Source organism: Lentzea sp. NBRC 102530 (assembly GCF_030269365.1).
GTDB lineage: Bacteria > Actinomycetota > Actinomycetes > Mycobacteriales > Pseudonocardiaceae > Lentzea.
Map to the genome: position 1 here is coordinate 106,571 of NZ_BSTF01000006.1, position 23,231 is coordinate 129,801.

Sequence of the window (23,231 nt, forward strand, 5' to 3'; positions counted from 1 at the left end):
CTCCTCGGGGTGGTGTCCTCGCCTGGTCAGCGTCGGTCCGGGCGGGTGCGCGGGGACAGGGCCGCAGGTCCCGGCACGGTGGTGCTGGAAGGCACTCGGTGCGGACGAACGGGCGTCGCCTGAGCAACGGCGCGCGTCTGAGCGGCGATCTCCAGGTCCTCGCGCGCCCGCACCACCAAGACGTCGAGCTCGTGCAGGAACGCCAGCTTGCCCACGACCTCGGCGCGCAGCAAGGCGTCGTGCTCGCCGACCCCGCCGGTGAACACGAGCAGGTCCACCCCGCCCAGCGAGGCGGTCATCGCGGCGATCGACTGGCACAGCCGGTGCACGTACACCCGCAACGCCAGCGCGGCCCGCTCGTCGCCCGCCTCCGCGGCCCGCCGCACGTCCCGCAGGTCACCGCCCACCCCGCCGAGCCCGGCGAGACCGGACCGGTGCTCCAACCCGGCTTCCAGGTCGTCGAGGGGGAGGCCGGCCCGCAGCAGCCACACCAGCAGGCCGGGGTCGACGTCACCGCTGCGGGTGGCCATCACCAGCCCGGCCAGGGGAGTGAACCCCATGGTGGTGTCGACGCACCGGCCACGCTGCACGGCCGCGAGCGATGCGCCCGCACCGAGGTGGCAGCTGACCACGCGCGCGTCCGGCGTGCCGGCGAGCTCAACGGCCCGGCGTGACGCGTAGGCGTGCGAAAGACCGTGGAACCCGTACCGCCGCAGTCCCCACTTCTCGCGCCATTCGAGGGGAAGCGCGTACGTGGTGGCGTGTTCGGGCATGGTCGCGTGGAAGGCGGTGTCGAAGCAGGCGACCTGCGGCACGCCGGGCAACGCCTCGCTCGCCGCGTCGATGCCGGCCAGCGCGCGGGGCTGGTGCAACGGCGCGAGCGCGGTGAGGTCTTCGAGCGCGGCCCGCACGCGGTCGTCGACCACGACCGGTTCGGTGAACTCGGCACCGCCGTGCACGACCCGGTGACCGACGGCGTCGATCGGGGGAGCCGTGGCGAGGAAGTCCCGCAACGGACCGGGTTCTCCGTTCCAGCGTTCGGCGTGGTGCTCGGCGAGGACGGTGTCGTCCCCGCCGAGCACGGTCAGCTTCAGGCTCGACGAGCCCGCGTTCACGACGAGGACGTTCACTGCCACGTCCAGTCGCGGACCTCGGGGAGGTCCTCGCCGTGCTCGCGGATCCAGGCGTGGTGGCGGGTGCGCTGGTCCTGCATGAGCTGGCGCAGCCGGGCGGCCTTCGGGCCGAGGTCCGGCACGCGGTCGACGACGTCGATGACGAGCCGGTAGCGGTCCATGTCGTTGAGCACCAGCATGTCGAACGGTGTCGTGGTGGTGCCTTCCTCCTTGTAGCCGCGGACGTGCAGGTTGTGGTGGTTGGTGCGGCGATAGGTCAGGCGGTGGATGAGCCACGGGTAGCCGTGGTAGGCGAAGATCACCGGCTTGTCGGTGGTGAACAGCGCGTCGAACTCGCGGTCGGGCATGCCGTGCGGGTGCTCGGTGTCGGGTTGCAGGCGCATGAGGTCCACGACGTTGACCACCCGGACCCGCAACGACGGCAGGTGCTCGCGCAGCAGCTTCGTCGCGGCCAGCACCTCGACGGTCGGGGCGTCCCCGGCGCAGGCCAGCACGACGTCCGGCTCGTCCTCGTCGTTGCTCGCCCACTCCCAGATGCCGGCGCCGCGCGCGCAGTGCAGCACCGCTTCGTCGACGTCGAGCCAGTCCGGCGTCTCGTTCTTGCCGGCGACGATGACGTTGACGTAGTCCTTGCTGCGCAGGCAGTGGTCCGCGACGGACAGCAGCGTGTTGGTGTCCGGTGGCAGGTAGACGCGGACGACCTCGGCCTTCTTGTTCACGACGTGGTCGATGAAACCGGGGTCCTGGTGGGAGAAGCCGTTGTGGTCCTGGCGCCACACGTGCGAGCTCAGCAGGTAGTTCAGCGACGCGATCGGCCTGCGCCACTCCAGCTTCTTGTGCGTCTTGAGCCACTTCGCGTGCTGGTTGAACATCGAGTCGACGATGTGGATGAACGCCTCGTAGCAGTTGAACAGGCCGTGCCGGCCGGTGAGCAGGTAGCCCTCCAGCATGCCCTGGCACAGGTGCTCGGACAGCACCTCGACCACGCGGCCGTCGTGCACCAGGTGCTCGTCGACCGGCAACGTCTCGGCCTGCCACTGCTTCCCGGTCACCTCGAACAGCGCGTCCAACCGGTTGGACGCGGTCTCGTCCGGTCCGAAGACGCGGAAGTCGCGCGCCTCGGCGTTCTGCACCACGATGTCGCGGAGCATCCGGCCGAGCACCCTCGTCGGTTCCGAGTGCGTGGTGCCCTGCTTGACGACCTCCACGGCGTGTGCGCGGATGCCCGGCATCTTCAGCTCCCGCAACAGCAGTCCGCCGTTCGCGTGCGGGTTCGCGCCCATCCGCCGAGGGCCGTCCGGTACGAGCTCCGACAGTTCGGGACGCGGTGCGCCGTGCTCGTCGAACAGCTCTTCCGGCAGGTAGGAGCGCAGCCAGGACTCCAGCTGCCGCAGGTGGTCAGGGTTGTCGCGCACCCCGGCGAGCGGGACCTGGTGCGCGCGCCAGGTGTTCTCGACCGGCACCCCGTCCACTTCGGACGGTCCGGTCCACCCCTTGGGGCTGCGCAGCACGATCATCGGCCAGCTCGGGCGGTCGGTGCGCTTCTTGATCCGGTGGATCTCGTCGACGACCTGGTCGAGGACCTCGGCCATGCGCGCGTGCATCGCGTCCGGCTCGTCGCCCTCGACGTAGTACGGCGCGTAGCCGTAGCCGCGCAGCAACGCGTCGAGCTCGTCCTCCGGGATGCGCGAGAGCAGGCTCGGGTTCGCGATCTTGTAGCCGTTGAGGTGCAGGATCGGCAGCACCGCGCCGTCGTGCAGGGGATCGAGGAACTTGTTGGCGTGCCAGCTGGTCGCGAGCGGCCCGGTCTCCGCTTCACCGTCCCCGACCACGCACGCGACGATCAGGCCCGGGTTGTCGAACGCCGCGCCGAACGCGTGCGCGAGCGAGTACCCGAGTTCGCCGCCCTCGTGGATCGAGCCGGGCACCTCGGGCGCCACGTGGCTCGGCACCCCGCCGGGGAAGGAGAACTGCCGGAACAGCGCGCGCATGCCCTCGGCGTCGCGCCGGACGTCCGGGTAGGTCTCGCTGTAGCTGCCCTCGAGCCAGGTGTTCGCGAGCAGCGCGGGACCTCCGTGGCCCGGCCCGGTCACGAACAGCACGTCCAGGTCACGTTCTTTGATGATCCGGTTGAGGTGGGCGTAGACGAAGTTCAGGCCCGGCGTGGTGCCCCAGTGCCCCAGCAGCCTCGGCTTGATGTGCTCCGGTGCGAGCGGCTCGGTCAGCAGCGGGTTGTCCATCAGGTAGATCTGGCCCGCGGACAGGTAGTTCGCTGCCCGCCAGTACGCGTCGACCAGGTCCAGGTCCGCGTGGGACATGAGGCACTCCTCAGCTCGATGTGCTTTCCACGGTGCTGTCTGAACGGATCCAGGACCAGGGACCCAGGTCCCGCCGGACCCGGCACCTTCGGACCTGTGGTCACGGCACGGCCGGGGCGAGAGTGCGGGTATCACGTCGATGGAGGTTCAGATGAAGCACGCAGGCGCCACGGAGATCGGCAACGTCGTCGTCGAACTCGGTGACGGGATCGCGACCGGCGCACGGCAGTACGCGCACGATCGGATCGCTCCGCTGGCCAGGTACGCGCCACGGCCCGCGCCGTTCGCCCATGTCCGGCTCACCACCACCGGGCCGCGCACGATCTCGGTGCACGTCAACGTGGACGTCGACGGCACTCCCGTCCTCGGGCGCGCCGAGGCGGTCTCGTTCGAGGAGGCGGTGGACGCCGTGCGCGACCAGCTGCACAACAAGTTGCTCAAGATGCACAACTGAGGCCGCTCACGACGAGCTCCGGTGCAGGTCGACCAGCCGGGTCCTGGTGGCCTGCAACCGGTTCAACACCGCGTCGAGCAGCACCAGGGAAAGCTGGTAACCCAGCGCCGGGTCCTCGTCGGCCAGGCGCCGCAACTCCGCGGTGTCCACCACCGCGGCCCGCGTGGGCGACACGACGCCGGCGCCGAAGTGCCAGCGGTACGGCGGAACCAGCCAGGACCAGCCGACGATCTCGCCGGGGCCGACGCTCTCCACGGCCACCCGGCCGTGCGGGCCGGTGGCGGCGTCCACCACGACGCAGCCGCTCGGCACGAGCCGGCACCGGTCGGCGAGCCCGCCCTCCTCGAACAGCCGGGTGCCCGCCGCGTAGGTCGTGATCCTGCTGACCCCGGCGATCGCCGCGCGTCGCGTGTGCGACAGGTTCGTGAACAACGGAAGGGTGTCGATCTCGGTCGACGGAACGGTCATGCTCACTCACCTCACCGGATTCTTCTTCGTCCGAAACCGGTTCTGGCGACGCACCGTCCACAACCGACAGCTCCGTGGTCGTGCCGCCGCACGCGGTTTCCCAGTGACGAAGGGCTCTCCCGGCCCGGCGCTTCGGTCTCTGTCCGCCCGCTGGTGCGGGTGGTGAGCTGGAAGTGGCGCAAGACGGAGGAAGGAGACGACATGAGCACGCTCGTACGGCACCCGGCCGGCGGCCTCCTGCCGGACATCTGGGGGTTGTTCGACGCGACCTGGCCGTTCGGCACGAGGCACCCGATGACCATCGAGGACTTCGTCGAGGAGGACACCTACGTGCTGCGCGCGCAGCTGCCCGGCCTGTACGCCGCGAAGGACATCGACGTGAGCGCGACGGATGGCGCCCTCACGATCACGGCGAAGAGGGAGGAGACGAAGAAGGACCACCAGCGGTCGGAGTTCCACTACGGCTCGTTCAGCCGCACCGTGTCGCTGCCCACCGGCGCCGACACCACGAAGATCGCCGCCGAGTACCGGCGCGGTGTCCTCGAGGTCCGCGTGCCGATCGCGGCACCGCCGGAGGCGCGCAGGGGCGAGATCGAGGTCCAGGAGGACTGACCGAGCGCCCGCGAGGCCCCGGATCCCCCGGATCCGGGGCCGTTCGGCGTGTGGTGGTTGTGGGAGAGGAGCCCGTGGCGGGGCGATTGCGTCATCTTGCTGTCGTGTAGGGCTCATCGCGTTCGATCGAGCGCGTCACCTCCGGCCTGCCGGTGCGGTCGGCCATCTCGTCCGCGAGGTGTTCCTGCCGTTCCTCTCCGCGACAGCGCGCGAGCGGCCGGCAGCAGGAGCACGACGAGGGAGAACAGGGTCGTATTGAGCCAGCTCGCGGCAGCACGGGCACCGGACCAGGGACCTCGGGCGGGCCCGTGACGGGCCGTTCGGCGTGGTTCACACCGGAGTGCGCACCGGCCTGCGAGGAGCGGGAAGTGCCGGTGCGCCAGTGCGTTCCCGCGCACCGGGCCGGTGCACGACCAGAACCGGGCACGGGGCGTGGTGCAGCGCGGCCCTGGTGACCGAGCCGCACGCACGCGTCTCGCCGGGCCCGACGACGATGAGATCGGTGTTCAGACAACGGGCGATCGCCTCGTGTGGCTGCCGGCGCACGAGCATCGAGCTGTGCGCGACGTCGCCGAGGAGTTCGGACGCGCGGGCCAGCACCCGGGTGTGGTCCTCGTCGTGGTCCTCCCGCAGCACGGGCAACGGCTCCGCGTGCAGGACCCGCAGGGCGGCACCGCGCTGCTCGGCGAACGCGGCGGCACGCGCGAGCACCAGCGCGTCGTCCTGGCCGCCGCTCACGAGCGCGGTGACGCGACCGTGCTCGCCGTGCCGCGCGGCGGACGTGCCTCGCACGACCACCGCGTCGCAGCCCGCGGAGCAGACGACGGACAGGACGTGCCTGCCGAGCCCCAGCGAGGAGTTCGCCCGGCTCTGGTAGCCGAGCACGACCAGTCGCGCGCGGAACCGGTCCTCCGGCCACCGCGCCACCACCGGCGCGTGGACGAGCCGGGCGTGCGCCGTCGCCCACTCCACGGCTTCGACGCTCCAGGGCGAGCCGTCCGCGATCACCACGACAGGGTCCATGCCTCCACGGTCGTCCTGCCCGCTCACCGCTCCCAGAGCGAAGGGTGACGACCTGTGCGGGACGAAGGTCCTCGTGGAGCAGGGCCGGGTGCCGCTGTGGTGCCGGTGGCCGCGGAAAGCACCGTGTGACTTCCCGGCTCCAGGAAGGGCAGAACGATGAGCACGTTGACGTTTCTCGGCGGCACCGGCACGGTGACCGGCAGCAAGTTCCTGTTCGACACGGGGAAGTCGCAGGTGCTGGTCGACTGCGGCCTGTTCCAGGGACTCGCCCCGCTGCGCCGCAGGAACTGGCGGCAGCCCCCGCTCGACCTCGACCGGCTCGACGCCGTCGTGCTCACCCACGCCCACCTCGACCACTGCGGCTACCTGCCGGTGCTGATGCGGCACGGCTGGCGCGGGCCGGTGTTCACGACGCGGGGAACCGCCGACCTGGCGGCGATCGTGCTGGCCGACAGCGCGCACCTGATGGCGGAGGAGGCGAGGTACGCCGACGAGGCGGGGTGGTCCAAGCACCAGCCCGCGCTGCCGTTGTACGACGCGGAGGACGCCGAACGCGCGGTCAGGTCGTTCCGGCCGGTCGACTTCGGGGCGCGGCGGTCGGTCGCCGACGGCGTCGACCTCGAGTTCGGCCGCGCGGGGCACATCCTCGGCTCGCCTGGGCACACCTGGGGCTGGGGGACCGGAGCGTGGTCGTGAGCGGCGACATGGGCAGGCCCGCGCACCGTGTGCTGCTGCCACCACAGCCCCGGCCCGAGTGCGACGCGTTGCTGATCGAGTCGACCTACGGCGACCGGACGCACGACGACGCCGCGGCGACCGCCCGGTTCGCCGAGACGATCCGCCGCACCGCCGCACGGGGTGGCAGCGTGCTGATCCCGGCCTTCGCGGTGGACCGCACCGAGGTGATCCTCGTGGAGCTGACCAGGCTGGTGCGCGCGGGGGAGATCCCCGACCTGCCGGTGTTCGTCGACAGCCCGATGGCGCTCGCGTCCCTGCGGGTCTACCGCCAGGCGGTGGCGAGTGGCTGGCCGGAGATCCGTCCCGAGCTGCGCGACGGGGACGACGCCTTCGATCCCGGACGCCTCGCGGAGCTGCACACCGCGGCGCAGTCCATGCAGGTCGACGATCCGAGGGAACCGTCGATCGTCATCTCGGCCTCGGGCATGGCCACCGGCGGACGGGTGTTGCACCACCTCAGGTCGATGTTGCCCGACAAACGGCACACGGTCGTGGTCGTCGGGTACGCGGCCGCCGGCACGCGGGCCGCAACCTGGTCGACGGCGCCCGCGAGATCAAGATCCACGGCCGGTACGTGCCGGTGCGGGCCGAGGTGCGGGTGCTCGACGCGTTCAGCGCGCACGCCGACGCCGGTGAGCTGCTGGCGTGGGCCACCGGCGCCCCCGCCCCGGAGACGACCTACGTCGTGCACGGCGAACCGCGCGGCGCCGGGGCCCTCGCGGAACGGCTGGAGAACGAGCACGGGTGGACCGCGGTCGTCCCGCGAGACGGTGAGAAGGTCCTGGTGTGAGCCTCACGAGGCCGAGTTCGTGGGCTCCATGAGCAGTTCGGAGATCGGGCGGCGGGGCGTCGCGGGCACCGGTGTGCTGTAGCCGATGCGCAGCAACGTGTGCGGCACCAGCGTGCCGCCGAGCGCCCGTCGCAGCTCCTCGCGCACGTTGCGGACCTCGACCGGCTGCGACATGAACGACGCGGACAGGCCGAGCGTCGTGGCGGTCAGCAGCACCCGTTGCATGGCCTGACCCGCCTGGATGTCGGCGAGCTGCCCCCGGTAGTGCGAGCACACGACCGCCACGAGCGGGTTCGACTCGTAGTCCTTGCCGGCGACGCGCTCGCCGGCCTGGAAGTCGCGGAAGATCCACTCGTCCTGGGTCTCGGGCCGGAAGCCCGCGTTCGCGCGGGGCACCCCGTCCGCGGCGCCGGGCCGGTCCCCGGTGAAGGACTCGAGCTCCGCCTGCACCTCGGGGTCGCGCAGCTGGATGGTGTGGGCACGCCGCACGAAGCTCTTCATGCGCGCGACCTCCTCACGGGTGTCGACGACGTGCAGCCACGAGCGTTCCAGCTCGGCGGCCCGCACCAGCGCGTGCCGATGCCGTCCCTCCACGCCGGACTCGAAGAACGGGTGGCGGTTGGTCCGGCGCTGCGGCACGGCCTTGAGCAGTGCCAGCATCTCGTCGTCCGGCGCGAGCTGACCACCCCTGCGGATCGTGGCGAGCGCGCCGTGCGCCTCCTGGCCGGGCAGGATCGTGACCAGCGGGCGGACCCCGAACCCTTGCAGTGCTAGGCGGAGGTTCAGCAGCGCGGCACCGCAGGCGAGCCGCATCTCGTGCCCGTCCGGGTCGGTCGCGGGCAGCGTCCTGTCCGGATCCGCGTGCAGCTCGATGCGGTCCGGCAGCAGGCGGAACCGCCACGGCTGGGAGTTGTGGACGGACGGCGCGAGCGACGCCGCGGTCAGCACCGCCTCCACCTGCTCCGGCGCCAACCCCAACGCCGCCAACACCTCGGTCATCCCCGTCACCCCGCTCGTCGTTCTCGGTCCCGCCACTTTCACCCGTTCGCGTCGCGGCCCCCAGCGCCGAAGGTCCCGACCTGACCGGGACCGCTTGGTGTGGAGGTGATCACGTGCCAGGGTTGATCCATGACGGGTTCGGCAGAGAGCGGGTCGCGCAGTCTCCTCGGCGGGCTGAGACTGGACGACCTGCTTGACGAGATGCGCGAGCGCCTGGCCGAGATCGGCTCGACCAGGGACAAGATGCAGGGCCTGCTCGACGCCGTGCTGGCGGTCGGCGCGGGCCTGGAGCTCGACTCGACCCTGCAACGCATCGTGCAGGCCGCCGTGGAGCTCGTCGGGGCCCGCTACGGCGCGTTGGGAGTCCTCGGCCAGCGGGACAACCTCTCGCAGTTCGTCTACGTCGGCATCGACCAGGAGACGCGCTCCCACATGGGCCACCTGCCGGAGGGCAAGGGGCTGCTCGGCCTGCTGATCGAGGACCCGAGGGCGATCAGGCTGCACGACATCGCCGAGCACTCCGCGTCGGTGGGCTTTCCTCCGAACCACCCGCCGATGCACAGCTTCCTGGGCGTTCCGGTGCGCGTGCGCGACGAGGTGTTCGGCAACCTCTACATGACCGAGAAGAAGGGTGACGTCGACTTCACCGCCGACGACGAGGTCGTGCTCGCCGCACTGGCCGCGGCGGCCGGTGTCGCGATCGAGAACGCCCGCCTGTTCGAACGGTCCCGGCTGCGCGAACGGTGGCTGGAGGCGACCGCCGAGATCAACTCGCAGCTCCTCGGGGGAGCGTCGGCCGACTACGCCCTGCAGCTCATCGCCCAGCGGTCGCTGGAACTCGCGGCCGCGAACAGCACGATGGTCCTGCTCGCGGACGGACCGCAACGGCGGCTGCGCGCGGTCGCCACGGCCGGCGCGCACCTCGTCGGCGACGAGATCGACCCGGCGGGCACGGTGCTGGGCGAGGTGCTGGAGTCGGACGTGCCCGTGCTGGTCGAGGACCTGGAAGGGGTGTTCGGCGGCGACGGTGCCGAACCGGGCGCGTGCGTGGTCGTGCCGATGCGCGCGGGCACGACGGTCACCGGCCTGCTGGTCACGGTGCGGGACAAGGGCGCCGCCCCGTTCGGGCCGGACCTCATGCCGCTGCTCGCCTCGCTGGCCGACCAGGCGGTGGTCGCGCTGGAGTTCGCCGAGAACCAGAAGGCCCGCCGGCAGGTCGACGTGCTGGAGGACCGCGACCGCATCGCCCGTGACCTGCACGACCACGTCATCCAGCGGCTGTTCGCGACGGGCATGAGCCTGCAGGGCGCCCTGATGTGGGTGAACCACCCGGAAGCGAAGAAGCGCGTGCAGAAGGCGGTCACCAGCCTGGACGAGACCGTGCTGGAGATCCGCACGTCGATCTTCGACCTCCAGGCCGCCGACGACGACACCGGGCTGCGGCGCCGCCTGCTGAACGTGGTCGCCGGACTCACCGAGGAGACGCCGGTCTCACCCGCGGTCCGGATGAGCGGCACGATCGACAACCTGGTGCCCGACCACATCGGAGACCACGCCGAGGCGGTGGTCCGGGAGCTCGTCAGCAACGCGCTGAGACACGCGCACGCCACGGAGATGACGCTGACCGTGGAGGCGGGTGACGCCCTGGTGATCAGCATGGTGGACAACGGAGTGGGCATGCCCCCGCACGTCGCGCGCAGCGGACTGCGCAACCTGGAGCAGCGCGCGGCCGGCTACGGCGGCACGTGCGCGGTCGCGGACGAACCGGGCGGGGGCACCCGCGTCACGTGGCAGGTGCCGCTCGACTGAGCCCCTGCCTGCCGCACCGCACCGTCACGAGCGCTTCACGTCGCCGGACCGCACGGGCTGCCGCAGCGCACGGTCGCGAGCGCACTTCACGTCGCCGGACCGCACGCGGGGCGCTTTCGTGCGCTACGACTGCACGAAAGCGCCCCGCGTGCGCCAAGGGAACGTGAAGCGGGTTCGGGCGGGGGCGGCTTCCGGTCGCCTGCCCGGGCACCGCCTCCGCGGCCGTCACCGAACGAACCCGCGGAACCGGGCCTAGCCGTCCTCGCGGGGCACGGGCTTGGTCGCGAGCTTCGACGCGAGCACCGCCGCCTGCGTCCTGCGCTCCAGGCCGAGCTTCGCGAGCAGGTGCGAGACGTAGTTCTTCACCGTCTTCTCGGCGAGGAACATCTTGTCCGCGATCTGCTTGTTCGTCAGGCCCTCGCCGATCAGGTCGAGCACGGTGCGCTCCTGCTCGGTGAGCATGCGCACCGGGTCGCCGTTCTCGCGTTCGCGGCGGATCCGGTTCAGCAGGGCGGCCGTGGACCGCGCGTCCAGCAGCGAACCGCCGGCCGCCACGGTCTTCACGGCGGTGGTGAGGTCGCTGCCGACGATCCGCTTGAGCACGAAGCCCGAGGCGCCCGCCATGATCGCGTCGAACAACGCCTCGTCGTCGGTGAACGACGTGAGCATGAGGCACTTGAGGTCGGGCAGCCGGGACATGAGCTCGCGGCACAGCTCGATGCCGTTGCCGTCGGGCAGCCGCACGTCGAGCACCGCCACGTCCGGTGCCACGGCGGGCACCCGCGTGAGGGCCTCGGTGACCGAGGAGGCCTCGCCGACGACCTCCAGGTCGTCCTGAGCGCTCAGCAGCTCCCTGATCCCGACGCGGACCACCTCGTGGTCGTCCACCAGGAACACTCGTGCGGCCACCTGGACCACCTCTCGTTCGACGACGCCTGTCTGCACGATCTCCCACCCGGACGGCCGCACACAGGGACCAAAGACTCTGATCAGCGCGAGCGCAACGTCCTGCGGACGCGCTCGAACTCCTCGGTGTCGATCTCGCCCCTGGCCAGCCGCTCCTGGAGCAGCCGCACGGCCGTCCCGTCGTGCCGGCGCAGCACCACCACGACGATCAGGAGCAGGCCGCCCCAGAACACGATCATGCCGAGGGTCATCAGGGCGACGCCACCCCAGCCCATCGGGCCGCCGCCGTAGTACGGGTACATCATCGGGCGCTCCTCACCAGTCCGGCCGCCCGGGTGACGCCCTCGATGTCGTCCGTGACCGCGTCCAGGAGCTTGTGCGCGAGATCGGTCAGCGCGCGCGACGTGGCCAGTTCGTCACCGATCTCCGGGACGTTGCCGTCGGCCGGGTTGAGCCGCGCGGTGCCGATGCCGACCAGGTGCGTGTCGTCCGCGGTGTGCAGGCGCGCCTCGGCCCTCGTGCGGGACTCGTGCTCGTCGATGCGGATCTCGACCGCCCACTTCTTGACGGTGCCCATGGAACTCTCCTCGTCTCGGGCCTCCAGCGTGGGCCGGGGCGCCGCACCCGTCGCAGAGTCGAACGGCCCGCGCGGGGTGAGACCCTCCGCCCTGTCGCCGTGGCCGTCGCCCGCCGGATCGTCGAGGCATGCGCTGGAGTCCCGCCGAGGCGGCGGAAATCGTGGAAGCGGCCAGGAAGGCACCCGTGCACTGCGAGAGCAAGCCGTGGGTGCTGGAGCTACACGGGCGGTCGGTGTACCTGTACGAGGTCGCGCGCAGATCGGCGCACGACCCGCTGGGCCTCGACCGCCTGCTGACGTGCGGTGCCGCGCTGGAACACGTCGTGCTGGCCGTCCGTGCGAACGGGTGGCACGCGAAGGTCGTGTTCCCGCACGACCACGCGAACCCGGACCTCGTCGCCGTCGTGAAGGCGGACCGCCGGGAGCCGCCGTCCCCGCAGGAGCTGAGCCACCTGCGGGCCATGACGCTCGGCGACGGCACCGCGGACGGTGCGGCGCGGGACCTCGTCACGGCGAACCACTGGGCCGGCACCGAACTGCACCCCGTCGACGACGGCACGCTCGTCGTGGTGACCGTCGGCGACGGACGCGCGGACCACGTGCGCGGCGGTGGCGCGTTGCAGGCCGCGGTGCTCGCGGCCAGGGCCGCCGGGGTGCGGGTCAGGCCGGTCGTGCACCTGCTGCACCGCCAGGAGTGGCGCGCGGGTCTCGTCGAACGGCACGAGCTGGCGGGCTACCCCCAGGCGGTGCTGGTCGTCGGTGCCAAGGACCCGGACGGGGCGGGACCAACGACCGCGTCCTCCGGCCTGACGCGCTCCTAGCTTCGAGAACGGAGGAAGGAGGAGCGCCATGCGTGCTCGCGACATCATGACCAGTCCGGCCATCACGGTGACACCGGAGGTGCCCGTGCGCGGCGCCGCGGCGTTGCTCGTGTCGCACGGCTTCACCGCACTGCCCGTCGTCGACGACGACAAGAACCTCATCGGCATCGTCACCGAGGCCGACCTGCTGCGCAACGGCTACGTCGACGAGACCCGCGGCAGCACCGTGGGCGACGTGATGACCACGCCCGCGGTCGCGATGGACGCCGCGGCCAAGGCCGAGGTCGTGGCCCGCTCGATGGTCGACGACCACGTCCGCTGCGTCCCGATCGTGGACGGCGCGAAGGTGCTCGGCGTGGTCACGCGCCGGGACCTGGTGCGCGCGATCGCGAGGACGGACACGACCGTGGCCGCCGAGGTCCAGCACGTGCTCGACATCTACGGCGGAGGTCGCAAGTGGACGGTCGTGGTCCAGGACGGTGAGGCCACCGTGGACGCGGGTGTTCCCGACGAGGAGACCGAGCGCGTGCTGACCGCGCTCGCCGGTTCCGTGCACGGCGTTCTGCGCGTGAAGGTCCTGACAGGAGGAGAGCGATGAAGGCACCCTCGGCACCGGTCGTCGTCGGCGTGGACGGCTCGGCGTCCGCACTGGCCGCGGTCAGGTGGGCCGCCGACGACTGCGCCCGGCACCACACGCCCCTGCGCCTCGTGCACGGGTACCCGTTGCCCGTCAGGGGCTATCCCGAGATCATCCTGACAGCCGCCGAGATCCGGAAGGCGATCGAGGACCAGGCCAGGGGCTGGCTCGAGGAGGCTGTCGCGGCGGCGCGCGCCGTGGCACCCGAGGTCGAGGTGACGACCGAGGTCGTCAACGCGGGCGCGGTCCCGCTGCTGATCGAGGAGTCGCGCGCGGCGCGGCTGATGGTGCTCGGCTCGCAGGGGCTCGGCAACGTGACGGGCCTGCTGATCGGCTCCACCGCCCTCGCGCTGGCCTCGCACGGCAAGTGCCCGCTGGTCGTCGCCCGCGGCACCGAGGTGCCCGGCGGACCGGTCGTGGTCGGCGTCGACGGCTCTCCGACGAGCGAGGCCGCGCTGGCGTTCGCCTTCGAGGCCGCGTCGATGCGGGACGCACCGCTGACGGCGATCATGTGCTGGCAGGACTTCATGGTGGAGAGCGCGTACAGCGCGTCGCGGTTCACCGTGGACTGGGGCCAGGTCGAGGCGGAGGAGCAGCGGCTCCTCGCGCAACGGCTGGCCGGGTGGGAGGAGAAGTACCCGGACGTCGCGGTGCACCGGGTGGTGGTGCGCGACCGTCCCGTGCGTGCGCTGATGCGCTACGGCGCGGAGGCGCGGCTCGTGGTCGTGGGCAGCCACGGGCACGGCGGGTTCGCCGGCATGCTGCTCGGGTCGACGAGCCAGGCGCTCGTCTACAACGCGCCGTGTCCGCTGGCGATCGTGCGGCCTGCCTGAGGTCGTTCCGCCGCGGGTCGTGGGGTCCTTGCGCCGCAGGGACCCCACGACCGCGTCGCGGTCACTTCACCGCGTGCGGAGGGATGACCACCACGGGGCATTGCGCGTGCCGCAGGCACTTCGCCGCCACCCCGCCCAGCACGGCCTGCGCCAGCGCGCCCCGCCCGTGCGTCCCGATCACGAGCAGCTCGGCGTGCCGCGACGCCTCGGCGAGGTGCTCGGCCGCGTCACCGGCGACCACGGTCTCGGCGACGTCCGGCGCACCGGGCACGTCCGCGCGCGCCTGCTCGACGGCGGCGTGCAGCTCCCGTGCGGGATGCTGCTGTGGTCGTTCGCCGTACGGGTGCAGGCCCATCGAGGTGGCAGGTGCGAATGCCTGTTCCCGGTGGTACGCGAGCACCGCCTCGACCCGTGCGCCGAAGCGCGCCGACTCCCGCAACGCCCACCGCAGTGCGGCTTCCGATCCCGCGGAACCGTCCACGCCCACCAGGATCACAGGTGTCCTCATCGTCTTCTCCCATCGTTCACAACGAGGGTCGCGGCCGTGTGGATCCGTCGGCAGGGACCAACGTCATGAGGCGGCTGAGCCGATGCGCACTGCTCCGCCAGGGCGCGAGGGCGAACGCTCTGACGAGGTACCGAGCGGAGGTCGTGACATGAACGCGAAGACGGGTGACTGGCTGGTCGTCAAAGGACCGGTGCTCGACCACGGCGGCCGGCGGGGGCTGATCGTCGAGGTGCGCCACGAGGACGGCACGCCGCCGTACGTCGTGCGCTGGCTCGACAACGGGCACGAGGCGCTGGTGTTCCCCGGACCGGACGCGCACGTCGTCACGGCGGAGGACGAGGCCGCACGTCTGCGCGTGGGCTGAGCGGTGGGTCTCACCGCGGCGCTGGTCCACCTGGCGACGGCGCTCGCCATCGGGTTGTTGCTGGGGCTGGAGCGCGAGCACGACAACGCGCGCGACTCCAGCAGGCCGGCGGGATCCCGGACGTTCCCCCTGATCGCGCTGGCCGGTGCGGTGAGCGCGGCGCTCGGGCCGGTCGCGCTCGGTGTCGCTCTGGGCGCGGTGGCGGTGCTCGTGATCGCCTGGTACCTGCGGTCCGGTGAACCGGGTGCCACCACGGAGATCGCGGCGATCACGGCGTTCCTGCTGGGTGCGCTCGCGTGGCAACGGCCCGAGCTCGCGGTGCCCGTGGGCGTCGTGGTCGCGGTGTTGCTGGCCGCCAAGCGGCCGCTGCACCGCTTCGCCCGCAAGGTGGTGAGCGACCAGGACGTGCGGGACGCGATGATCCTGTTCGTCGTCGCCTTCGTGGTGCTGCCACTGCTGCCCAACCGGCCGCTCGGGCCGTACGGCGTGCTGAACCCCGCGCGGGTGTGGTGGCTCGTCGTCGCGGTCACGGTGCTCGGGTGGGCCGGCTACGTCGCGGCGCGGGCCTTCGGGCAGCGCTGGGGACTGCTGGTGACCGGGTTCGCGGGCGGGTTCGTGTCCGGGTCCGCCACCACGGCGGTGCTGGGGCACCGGTACCGCGAGGCGGGGGCCGCGGCCATGCCGGGCGCGGTGGCGGTCAACCTCGCCACGCTCGTGCAGATGGTGGCGGTGACGGCGGTGGCGAGCCCTCCGGTCGCCTTGCGGCTGCTGCCCGCGGCCGGTGCCGGGGCCGTCGTGCTGCTCGCCGAGGTGGCCTGGCTGGTCTGGCACCACGGACCCGCTCAGGACGAGGACGCGGTCACCGGCAGGCCGATGTCGGTCAAGGCCGCGTTGTCGCTCGCCGCCGTTCTGGTGCTGTTCCTCGTGCTGACCCGGGCGGCGGCCGAGTGGCTGGGCGGCGGGGGAGTGGTCGCCGCCGGTGCCGTGGGCGGGCTGGCCGACGCGCACGCCGCCGCCATCGCGGCCGCTTCCCTGGCACCGCAGTCGATTTCCGTGCACACGGCGGTGGTGGCGTGCGGGGCGGCGCTGGCGACCAACACCGTGGTGAAGCTGGTGCTCGCCACGGCCACCGGTGGACCGGGGTTCGCGTGGCGGCTCGCTGCCTGGCTCGCTCCCGCCGTGGCGGCGGTGGCGTTGGGCATGACCTGGTAGGACGAAGGTCCCGCGCCGCGCGGGACCGCGGCCACTCACCGGCGGCGGCCTCCGCGACGAGGCTGAAGTGCATGAGCGAGAACGAATCCCGGCCCGTGGTGGTCGGCGTGGACGGATCCGCCGCCGCCCGCACGGCCCTGAGCTGGGCCGTGGAGGACGCGAAGCGGCGGGGGTGCCGGGTGGACGCGGTGTCCGCGTGGCGCCCGGACACGGGCATGGTCATCGGGACGTTGCCCGCCGAGCTCGGCATGCGGATGACCCCGGAGAGCGCCGAAGCGGCCCAGCGGGCCGTGCTCGACGAGGCCGTGCAGGGGTTCGAGGGCGTCGAGATCCGCCGGGTCCTCGTCGAGGGCGACCCGAAGACGGTGCTGACCGACGCCTCCAGGGACGCGGAGCTGCTCGTCGTCGGCAGCCGCGGCGCGGGTGCCCTGGCCGAGGTGGTGCTCGGCTCGGTCAGCTCCTACTGCGTGCACCACGCCGCGTGCCCGGTGGTCGTGCTCCGCGAGCCGAAGCCCGAACGTGAGCACGAGCTGTCGCGCACCGCCGCTCCGCTGACCCCCGGTCCTCTGCTGTGAGACGAGCCCGCCCAGTTCCGCTGTGAGAGGACCGACATGGATCTGCAACTGGCACCGGCGCAGGCACTCCTGCCCGACGGCACGGTCGTCGAGGTGCGCGAGCTGGGACCGGGCGACGTCGTGGCGTTGCTGGACCTGCACCGCTCGCTGCCGACCGAGGACCGGTACCTGAGGTTCTTCAGCACCTCGCCGCGGCAGCTCGAGGACTTCGTGCAGCGGATGGTGTCCCCGGACGAACCGCACCACGTCGTGGTGGGGGCGCTGCGCGGCGGCAGGCTTCTCGGTGCCGCCAGCTACGTCGTCACCGGGGAGTCCGACCGTGCGGAGGTCGCGCTGGTCGTCTCGCACGCCGAACAGGCCCACGGGGTCGGCACGCTCCTGCTCGAACACCTCGTCTCGCTGGCACGCCGGCGCGGCCTGAGCCGGTTCACGGCGGAGGTGCTCGCCATCAACTTCCGGATGCTGCGCGTCTTCACCGACATGGGTCTGGTGTGGACGGTCGTGTCCGACGGCGACGTGGTCCACGTGGACCTGGGGCTCGCACCCGGCGAGCGCTACCTCGACGCGGTGGCGAAACGGGAACAGGTCGGCGAGGTCGCCAGCCTCGCGCACGTGCTGCGGCCCGGTTCGATCGCCGTGGTGGGCGCCGGCCGGTCGCCGGACTCGGTGGGACACGCCGTGCTGCGCAACCTGGTCGAGGGCGGCTTCACCGGTGACCTGTACGCGGTCAACCCGCACGCCCGCTCCGTCGCGAAGGTCGACTGCCACCCGTCGGTCGCGCAACTGCCTGAGGCACCGGAACTCGCCGTGCTGTGCGTCCCGGCGAAGGCGGTGCCCGCGGTCGCCGATGAGTGCGGGCGCCGCGGGGTGCGTGCTCTGGTCGTCATCTCGTCCGATGTGGACGCCGATGAACTGATGAAACCCGTTCGTGCACATGGGATGCGGCTCGTCGGGCCGAACTGCCTCGGCGTCGCGACCACCTCTCCCGGCGTGCGGATGAACGCGACGTTCACCGCCGAGGCCGCGCTCCCGGGCCACGTCGGCCTGGTCACCCAGTCCGGCGGCGTCGCGATCGCCGTGCAGGAGGAGCTGCGGCGCCTGGGCCTCGGCCTGTCGAACCTCGTCTCCACCGGCGACAAGCTCGACATCAGCAGCAACGACCTGCTGATGTGGTGGGGGCAGGACGCGGAGACCCGGATCATCGCGCTGTACCTCGAGTCGTTCGGCAACCCGCGCAAGTTCGCCCGGCTGGCGCGCGAGATCGCCGGCCGCAAGCCGGTGCTCGCGATCCGGTCCGCGAGCAGCGAGGCGGGGCAACGCGCCGCGGCCTCGCACACCGCCGCGACCGCGACGCCTTCGGTGACCAGGGACGCGTTGTTCCGGCAGGCGGGCGTGATCGCCGTCGACGGCGTGCCCGGTCTCGTGGACGCGGTGATGGCGCTGAGCCTGCAACCCGTTCCCGGAGGCCGGTCGGTGGCCGTGCTGAGCAACGCGGGCGGCCTGGGCGTGCTGGCGGCGGACGCCTGCGTGCGCGAGGGCCTGCGCGTGGCCGAGCTGTCCGACGCGACCGTGAAGGCGTTGCGCGAACTCCTGCCGGCCGCGGCCAGCGTGCGCAACCCCGTCGACACGACGGCGGTGCTCGGCGAGGAGGCGTTCGCCCGGTGCCTGGACCTGATCGGTGCGGACCCGGCGGTCGACGCCGTCATCACCGTGACCGTGCCGACCGCGCTCGGCGACCCCACCGGCGGAGTGCACGGCGTCCTGGGCAAACCCGTGCTCGCCGTGCGCACCGGGCAGACCGAGCGCCTGCCGGACGGCGTGCCCTGCTACGCGGAACCGGCCAGGGCGGCGGCGGTGCTGGCGAGGCTGGCCGAACGCGCCGAGTGGCTCGCGCGGCCGAGGGAGTTCGCCGATCTCGGCGGGGTCGACCTGGAGACGGCCGAGGGCGTGGTGGCGCGCAACGCCGAGGGCTGGCTGCCGCCGGACGAGGTGGTGCGCCTGCTCAAGGCGTTCGGCCTGCCCGTCCTCGGCGGAACCCTCGTCACCACCGCAGAGCACGCCGTCGCCGCCCAACAGGCCCACGGGGCACCCGTCGCCCTGAAGGCGCTGGCCGACGACCTGCTGCACAAGAGCAGGGGAGGTGGTGTCGTGCTCGGCGTCGCGGACGGGGGCGCGGTGGCCGAGGCGTTCCGCGGGTTCCAGGAGCGCTTCGGTGACCGGTTGCGCGGGGTGTTCGTGCAGCCGATGGCGTCCGGTGGCAGGGAATTGCTGGTCGGCGTCGCGTCCGACGAGAAGTTCGGCCCGCTGCTCGTGACCGGTCTCGGCGGGGTGGACACCGACGTGGTCGACGACCGCGCCGCCGCCCTCGCGCCACTGTCCACAGCGGACGCCGACGCCCTGGTCCACGGGTTCCGCGCGGCGGGCAAGGTGCTCGCCGAGACCGACGCGGCCGCGGTGCGCGACGTGCTGGCGCGCGTCGCCGAACTGGCCGCGGCGTTGCCCGAGGTCGTGGAGCTCGACATCAACCCGCTCGTCGTGACCGATGAGGGCTGCCTCGTCGTCGACGCGAGGGTGCGGGTCGCTCAGGCCAGGCGACCGGACCCGTTCCTGCGCCAGCTCACCACACCCTGACCCCTGAACACGGAGGGAAGATCCATGAGCACGACCTCGGTGCCGGCCGTTCCGGAGACCGCTCCCGTGACGGACCGGGAACTCGCGGAGGTGACCCGGTGAAGGCGGGCGACGTGGTGACGCGCACAGCGGTGACCGTCGGCCCGCTCGACTACGCGCGGTACGCGGAGGGCCTGATGGACGACCACGGCCTCACGGTGTTGCCGGTCGTCGACGGATCCGGCTTCCGCGGCGTGGTGACAAAGCCCGCCTGCGCCGAGGCCGCCGCACGGTACGTGAGTCCCCGGGTCCAGCAGGCCGTGTCGCAGCCCCGGCTGACCGCGGGGCCCGGGATGGACGCCGACACGCTCTTCACCGCGATGGACCTCTACGAGGTGACCTCCGTGCCGGTGCTCGACGACGGCCGCCTGCTCGGCGTGGTCACCAGGGAGGACGTGCTGCACGCCCTCAGCCACGACGACCCCCACCTGCGAGTCGGTCGTGCCGGTCACCGCGGCTGAGCGCGCCGGGGTCGCGCACCACGGCCTGCCGGTGCCCGAGGTCCTGGTGCTCGCCGAGACGGATCAGCATGCCGGTCTGACGACGGAGCAGTGGCGCCACCGCCTCGCCGAGGTCGGGCCGAACGAGCTGCCCCCGAGGCCGGGGCGGAGCTGGGCGGTGCGGTTGCTCCTGCAGCTGCACCACCCGCTCATCTACGTCCTGCTCGTCGCGGCCACGATCACCGCGGCGCTCGGCGAGGTCGTGGACGCCTCCGTGGTGTTCGGCGTGGTCGTGATCAACGCGGTCGTCGGCTTCGTCCAGGAGGCCCGCGCGGAGAAGGCGTTGGACGCGCTGGTGGCGATGGTGCGGACCGAGGTGACCGTGGTCCGCGACGGCGTGTCGGCGCGGGTGCCGTCGGGAGACCTCGTGCCCGGCGATGTCGTGCTGCTGGAGGCGGGCGACCAGGTGGGCGCGGACCTGCGCCTCGTCGGCGCCCGCGAGCTGCGCGTCGACGAGTCGGCGCTGACCGGCGAGTCGGTGCCGTCGGACAAGAATCCGCTCGTGCTGCCACCGGAGACGGCGCTGGCGGACCGCGCGAACATGGCCTACTCCGGCACGCTGGTGACGTCCGGCAGCGGGCGCGGGGTCGTGGTGGGCACGGCCGGCGAGACCGAGATCGGCCGGGTGCACCGGCTGGTCGGGTCGACCCGGACCGTGCAGACGCCGTTGACCCGCAAGCTCGCGCACTTCAGCCAGGTGCTGACGGTCGTCATCCTCGGCCTCGCCGTGTTCAGCGTCGTGGTCGGCGTCCTGCGCGGCGAGCCGTTCGCGGACATGGTCACCGCCGCCGTGGCGCTCGCGGTCGGCGCGATCCCCGAAGGACTTCCCGCCGCCGTCACGGTCACGCTCGCGATCGGAGTCGCGCGGATGGCCCGCCGCAACGCCATCATCCGGCGGCTGCCCGCCGTCGAGACGCTCGGCAGCACCACGGTGATCTGCACCGACAAGACCGGCACGCTGACCGCGAACGCGATGACGGTCAACGTGGTGCTGGCGGCGGGCACGCGGTACGAGGTGTCCGGGATCGGGTACGCGCCGGAGGGTTCGTTCAGCCCCGGTGTGAGTCCCGCTCTGCGCGAGTGCCTGCTCGCCGCGCTGGCGTGCAACGACGCGCGGGTCGTCGAGCAGGACGGGACGTGGGTGCCCGTCGGGGATCCGACCGAGGCCGCGCTGGTGGTCGCCGCGCGCAAGGCCGGCCTCGGCGAACAGGACGTGTCCTCGCGCACCGACGTCCTGCCGTTCAGCTCGGAGCGGATGTTCATGGCCACCCGGCACGCGAACGGCGTGATCTACGTGAAGGGTGCCGCCGAACGCCTGGACGACCTCGCCGGGCTGGCACACGGACACCTGGCGGAGGACCTCGCCGCCGCCGGGCTGAGGGTGCTCGCGATCGGCCGTGCGACCGGCGGAGAACTCACCGAGGAGGGACTGCGCGGCAGGGTGGAGCTGCTCGGCCTCGTGGCGATGCACGACCCCGCCCGGCCCGAGGCGATCGAGGCGGTGCGGGCCTGCCAGGCGGCGGGCGTCGAGGTCAAGATGATCACTGGCGACCACCCGTCCACCGCACGGGCGATCGCCGCCGAGTTCGGCATCTCCGACGTGCACGCCCGCGTGGCCCCGGAGGAGAAGCTGAGGCTCGTCACGAGGTACCAGGAGGCCGGCGAGGTCGTCGCCATGACCGGCGACGGGGTGAACGACGCCCCGGCACTGCGCCGTGCCGACATCGGTGTGGCGATGGGCCGCGGCGGCACCGAGGTCGCGAAGCAGGCGGCCGACATGGTGCTGACCGACGACAACTTCGCCTCGATCCGCGCCGCGGTCGAGGAAGGGCGCGCGGTCTTCGACAACCTGCGCAAGTTCATCATCTGGACGTTGCCCACCAACATGGCCGAGGGCCTGGTGATCCTCACGGCGGTCCTGCTCGGCGCGGCACTGCCGATCCTGCCGGTGCAGATCCTGTGGATCAACATGACCACGGCGGTCGCGTTGGGACTGACGCTGGCGTTCGAACCGCGCGAACCCGGTGTGATGGAGCGGCCACCGCTGCCGCCTTCGCTGCCGTTGCTCACCCGCAGCCTGGTCGGCCGGATCCTGTTCGTGTCGGCGGTGCTGCTGGCGTGCTCGTTCGGCGCGTTCCGCTGGCAGCTCGCGGACGGCGCGACGCTGGAGGTGGCGCGCACGGTCGCGGTCAACGTGTTCGTCGGCGCCCAGATCGCCTACCTCGCCAACTGCCGGTCGCTGGAACGGCTCCGGCCGCGCACCGGACCGAACAGGTGGCTGCTCGTGGGCGTGGCGCTGACCGTGGGCCTGCAACTGCTGCTGACCTACGCGCCCGTGATGAACTCGCTGTTCCACACCGCCCCGCTCGGCTGGCGGCCGTGGCTCGTGGTGGTCGTGCTGAGCGCGGCCTCCTACGTCCTGGTGGAGCTGGACAAGTGGCGGCACCGCAGGATGAGGGGCAACCCGTGAAGCGGGAGCTGTACGAACGCGAGCTGCTCCGGCTGCAGACCGAACTCGTGAAACTGCAGGAGTGGGTGCGCGAGTCCGGTGCCCGGCTGGTGGTGGTGTTCGAGGGCCGCGACGCCGCGGGCAAGGGCTCGGCGATCAAGCGGATCACCGAGCACCTCAACCCGCGCGTGGCCCGGATCGTGGCCCTGCCGGCGCCGAGCCCGCGCGAGCGGACCCAGTGGTACTTCCAGCGCTACGTGGAGCACCTGCCGTCGGCGGGGGAGATCGTGCTGCTGGACCGCAGCTGGTACAACCGCGCCGGCGTCGAGCACGTGATGGGCTACTGCACGCCGGAGGAGCACCGGGTGTTCCTCCGGCAGTGCCCCGTGTTCGAGCGGATGCTCGTCGAGGACGGCGTCCTGCTGCGCAAGTACTGGTTCTCGGTCAGCGACGACGAGCAGGAGCGACGCTTCCGCAAGCGGCTCACGGACCCGTTGAAACGCTGGAAGCTCTCGCCGATGGACCTCGAGTCCCTGACCCGCTGGGAGGACTACTCCCGCGCCAAGGACGAGATGATGGTCCACACCGACATCGCCGAATCCCCCTGGTACAGCGTCGAAGGCGATGACAAGCGGCGGGCCAGGATCAACATGATCGCGCACCTGCTCGGCACGATCGACCACCACGAGGTGTCCGCACCGGAGATCACGCTCCCCGAACGCCCGCGGTCGACGGGCTACCGGCGCACCGACCGCGCGCTCCAGCACGAGGTGCCGGACCACGCCGCAGGACTCCGCGCCTGACCTGTGCGGTCAGCGGCGTGGTCATGGGTTCT

The 23,231-nt window shown here is 72.2% G+C and carries 24 protein-coding genes and 1 pseudogene; 16 read left to right on the forward strand and 9 right to left on the reverse strand.

Annotation, left to right across the window (positions count from 1 at the left end):
• Positions 1-26: 26 nt before the first annotated feature.
• Both QSK25_RS17475 and QSK25_RS17480 read right to left on the reverse strand, forming a co-directional pair.
• Entirely contained in the window at positions 27-1,136 is a 1,110-nt protein-coding gene (locus QSK25_RS17475) for an acetate/propionate family kinase (protein WP_352235991.1), read from the reverse strand.
• Complete coding sequence (locus QSK25_RS17480; protein WP_285639530.1) at positions 1,127-3,451, reverse strand: phosphoketolase family protein; 2,325 nt, start codon at positions 3,449-3,451, stop codon at positions 1,127-1,129. The genes QSK25_RS17475 and QSK25_RS17480 overlap by 10 nt, the downstream gene beginning before the upstream one ends.
• Positions 3,452-3,602: 151 nt before the next feature.
• Between QSK25_RS17480 and QSK25_RS17485 the strand changes: the two genes are divergently transcribed.
• Positions 3,603-3,905, forward strand: coding sequence for an HPF/RaiA family ribosome-associated protein (locus QSK25_RS17485; protein WP_285639531.1), 303 nt, complete (start codon positions 3,603-3,605; stop codon positions 3,903-3,905).
• Between the two features lie 6 nt (positions 3,906-3,911).
• On the opposite strand, the gene QSK25_RS17490 is transcribed toward QSK25_RS17485, so the two are convergent.
• Positions 3,912-4,373, reverse strand: a complete 462-nt coding sequence (locus QSK25_RS17490; RefSeq protein WP_285639533.1) for a Crp/Fnr family transcriptional regulator — start codon at positions 4,371-4,373, stop codon at positions 3,912-3,914.
• A gap of 201 nt (positions 4,374-4,574) precedes the next feature.
• Between QSK25_RS17490 and QSK25_RS17495 the strand changes: the two genes are divergently transcribed.
• On the forward strand, positions 4,575-4,985 hold the full coding sequence (locus tag QSK25_RS17495; RefSeq protein ID WP_285639536.1) for an Hsp20/alpha crystallin family protein: 411 nt from the start codon (positions 4,575-4,577) through the stop codon (positions 4,983-4,985).
• Positions 4,986-5,315: 330 nt separating this feature from the next.
• Here QSK25_RS17495 and QSK25_RS17500 read toward each other — a convergent pair whose 3' ends face one another.
• On the reverse strand, positions 5,316-6,008 hold the full coding sequence (locus tag QSK25_RS17500) for a universal stress protein (RefSeq protein ID WP_285639538.1): 693 nt from the start codon (positions 6,006-6,008) through the stop codon (positions 5,316-5,318).
• A gap of 156 nt (positions 6,009-6,164) precedes the next feature.
• Between QSK25_RS17500 and QSK25_RS17505 the strand changes: the two genes are divergently transcribed.
• The 3 genes and pseudogenes from QSK25_RS17505 to QSK25_RS17515 all read left to right on the forward strand — a co-directional run bounded on the left by QSK25_RS17505 (position 6,165) and on the right by QSK25_RS17515 (position 7,536).
• Positions 6,165-6,704: an MBL fold metallo-hydrolase gene (locus QSK25_RS17505; protein WP_285639540.1), complete on the forward strand. Its 540-nt coding sequence runs from the start codon at positions 6,165-6,167 to the stop codon at positions 6,702-6,704.
• Between the two features lie 8 nt (positions 6,705-6,712).
• A pseudogene (locus QSK25_RS17510) lies at positions 6,713-7,216 on the forward strand (MBL fold metallo-hydrolase); the annotation flags it as partial.
• Between the two features lie 128 nt (positions 7,217-7,344).
• Complete coding sequence (locus tag QSK25_RS17515; protein ID WP_285640119.1) at positions 7,345-7,536, forward strand: MBL fold metallo-hydrolase RNA specificity domain-containing protein; 192 nt, start codon at positions 7,345-7,347, stop codon at positions 7,534-7,536.
• 3 nt (positions 7,537-7,539) lie between these two features.
• On the opposite strand, the gene QSK25_RS17520 is transcribed toward QSK25_RS17515, so the two are convergent.
• Entirely contained in the window at positions 7,540-8,535 is a 996-nt protein-coding gene (locus tag QSK25_RS17520; RefSeq protein WP_285639541.1) for an Acg family FMN-binding oxidoreductase, read from the reverse strand.
• 129 nt (positions 8,536-8,664) lie between these two features.
• Between QSK25_RS17520 and QSK25_RS17525 the strand changes: the two genes are divergently transcribed.
• Entirely contained in the window at positions 8,665-10,344 is a 1,680-nt protein-coding gene (locus QSK25_RS17525) for a GAF domain-containing sensor histidine kinase (RefSeq protein WP_285639542.1), read from the forward strand.
• Positions 10,345-10,596: 252 nt separating this feature from the next.
• Here QSK25_RS17525 and QSK25_RS17530 read toward each other — a convergent pair whose 3' ends face one another.
• The 3 genes from QSK25_RS17530 to QSK25_RS17540 all read right to left on the reverse strand — a co-directional run bounded on the left by QSK25_RS17530 (position 10,597) and on the right by QSK25_RS17540 (position 11,827).
• Positions 10,597-11,253, reverse strand: a complete 657-nt coding sequence (locus QSK25_RS17530; protein ID WP_285639544.1) for a response regulator — start codon at positions 11,251-11,253, stop codon at positions 10,597-10,599.
• A gap of 80 nt (positions 11,254-11,333) precedes the next feature.
• On the reverse strand, positions 11,334-11,555 hold the full coding sequence (locus QSK25_RS17535) for an SHOCT domain-containing protein (RefSeq protein WP_285639546.1): 222 nt from the start codon (positions 11,553-11,555) through the stop codon (positions 11,334-11,336).
• Positions 11,552-11,827: a DUF1876 domain-containing protein gene (locus QSK25_RS17540; protein WP_285639547.1), complete on the reverse strand. Its 276-nt coding sequence runs from the start codon at positions 11,825-11,827 to the stop codon at positions 11,552-11,554. Before QSK25_RS17540 ends, QSK25_RS17535 begins: the two co-directional genes overlap by 4 nt.
• 128 nt (positions 11,828-11,955) lie before the next feature.
• On the opposite strand from QSK25_RS17540, the gene QSK25_RS17545 reads away from it, so the two are divergent.
• From QSK25_RS17545 to QSK25_RS17555, 3 genes are read left to right on the forward strand one after another with little or no spacing between them, the layout of a single operon-like run.
• On the forward strand, positions 11,956-12,648 hold the full coding sequence (locus QSK25_RS17545; RefSeq protein WP_285639548.1) for a hypothetical protein: 693 nt from the start codon (positions 11,956-11,958) through the stop codon (positions 12,646-12,648).
• A 28-nt stretch (positions 12,649-12,676) separates the two neighbouring features.
• The gene (locus QSK25_RS17550) at positions 12,677-13,246 is read left to right on the forward strand and encodes a CBS domain-containing protein (protein ID WP_285639549.1); all 570 of its coding nucleotides are present in this window, start codon (positions 12,677-12,679) and stop codon (positions 13,244-13,246) included.
• Entirely contained in the window at positions 13,243-14,118 is an 876-nt protein-coding gene (locus QSK25_RS17555; RefSeq protein ID WP_285639550.1) for a universal stress protein, read from the forward strand. Before QSK25_RS17550 ends, QSK25_RS17555 begins: the two co-directional genes overlap by 4 nt.
• Before the next feature lie 61 nt (positions 14,119-14,179).
• Here the strand turns inward: QSK25_RS17555 and QSK25_RS17560 are convergent, their stop codons facing one another.
• Positions 14,180-14,626, reverse strand: coding sequence for a universal stress protein (locus QSK25_RS17560; RefSeq protein ID WP_285639551.1), 447 nt, complete (start codon positions 14,624-14,626; stop codon positions 14,180-14,182).
• A 148-nt stretch (positions 14,627-14,774) separates the two neighbouring features.
• On the opposite strand from QSK25_RS17560, the gene QSK25_RS17565 reads away from it, so the two are divergent.
• From QSK25_RS17565 to ppk2, 7 genes are all read left to right on the forward strand, one after another.
• Positions 14,775-14,990, forward strand: a complete 216-nt coding sequence (locus tag QSK25_RS17565) for a DUF1918 domain-containing protein (protein WP_285639552.1) — start codon at positions 14,775-14,777, stop codon at positions 14,988-14,990.
• A 3-nt stretch (positions 14,991-14,993) separates the two neighbouring features.
• Complete coding sequence (locus QSK25_RS17570) at positions 14,994-16,202, forward strand: MgtC/SapB family protein (protein WP_285639553.1); 1,209 nt, start codon at positions 14,994-14,996, stop codon at positions 16,200-16,202.
• A 71-nt stretch (positions 16,203-16,273) separates the two neighbouring features.
• Complete coding sequence (locus QSK25_RS17575) at positions 16,274-16,777, forward strand: universal stress protein (RefSeq protein ID WP_285639555.1); 504 nt, start codon at positions 16,274-16,276, stop codon at positions 16,775-16,777.
• Between the two features lie 36 nt (positions 16,778-16,813).
• On the forward strand, positions 16,814-19,408 hold the full coding sequence (locus QSK25_RS17580; RefSeq protein WP_285639557.1) for a bifunctional acetate--CoA ligase family protein/GNAT family N-acetyltransferase: 2,595 nt from the start codon (positions 16,814-16,816) through the stop codon (positions 19,406-19,408).
• Positions 19,409-19,506: 98 nt separating this feature from the next.
• Complete coding sequence (locus tag QSK25_RS17585; protein WP_285639559.1) at positions 19,507-19,908, forward strand: CBS domain-containing protein; 402 nt, start codon at positions 19,507-19,509, stop codon at positions 19,906-19,908.
• Positions 19,889-22,417 (forward strand): cation-translocating P-type ATPase, encoded by a 2,529-nt coding sequence (locus tag QSK25_RS17590; protein ID WP_285639561.1) that lies wholly within the window; start codon positions 19,889-19,891, stop codon positions 22,415-22,417. The genes QSK25_RS17585 and QSK25_RS17590 overlap by 20 nt, the downstream gene beginning before the upstream one ends.
• Positions 22,414-23,199 (forward strand): polyphosphate kinase 2, encoded by a 786-nt coding sequence (gene ppk2, locus QSK25_RS17595; protein ID WP_285639562.1) that lies wholly within the window; start codon positions 22,414-22,416, stop codon positions 23,197-23,199. Before QSK25_RS17590 ends, ppk2 begins: the two co-directional genes overlap by 4 nt.
• Positions 23,200-23,231 lie beyond the last annotated feature (32 nt).